The sequence below is a fragment of the Sphingobium sp. genome, assembly GCF_041987595.1.
In the GTDB taxonomy this organism is placed as follows: domain Bacteria; phylum Pseudomonadota; class Alphaproteobacteria; order Sphingomonadales; family Sphingomonadaceae; genus Sphingobium.
Genome location: NZ_JBHIWJ010000217.1, coordinates 1 through 682, shown reverse-complemented (window position 1 = coordinate 682; position 682 = coordinate 1). Strand labels below are relative to the sequence as shown.

Annotated in this window: 1 protein-coding gene; it reads left to right on the top strand. The window is 69.9% G+C overall.

The window, feature by feature from the left end:
• Positions 1–86 precede the first annotated feature (86 nt).
• A partial coding sequence (locus ACFC3J_RS22830) for a response regulator (RefSeq protein WP_375198190.1) occupies positions 87–682 on the top strand: 596 nt, incomplete at its 3' end.

Sequence of the window (682 nt, the reverse complement as noted above, 5' to 3'; positions counted from 1 at the left end):
TACATCGGTCACTCCGAACGCGTCTCCGGCCCGGCGACCAGCCAGCTTCAGACCGCCGGCCTGACCACCTATCGCCTGGGTGGCGCATGAGCCCTGTCCGCGTCCTCGTCGTCGACGACAGCCTGACCATGCGCGGGCTGATCTCGGCCGCCCTGAAGTCGGATCCTGAGATCGAGGTCGTCGGCACCGCCGCCGATCCCATCGAGGCCCGCGCCGCGATCAAGGCCCTGAACCCCGACGTCATTACGCTCGACGTCGAAATGCCCAACATGAACGGGCTGGAGTTCCTGGAAAAGATCATGCGGCTGCGGCCGATGCCGGTGGTCATGGTCTCGACCCTGACGGCGGCGGGCACGGACGTCACCCTGGCCGCGCTGGAGATCGGCGCCGTGGATGCGGTGGCCAAGCCGGCGGTGGCCAGCGTCGACGCCTTCCACGACCTGATCGGCAAGGTGAAGACGGCCGCCCGTTCGCGCGTCCGCGCCCGCGGCGATACGCCCGCCGCCGCCGAGGCGCCGCGCGCCTATCACGCCGATCCCAATCAGATCCTCGCCATCGGCTCGTCCACCGGCGGGGTCGAGGCCCTGCTGACGGTGTTGAGCGGCTTTCCCGCCGACTGCCCGGCGACGGTCATCACCCAGCATATGCCGGCCGCCTTCACCGCCAGCTTCGCCGCGCGTCT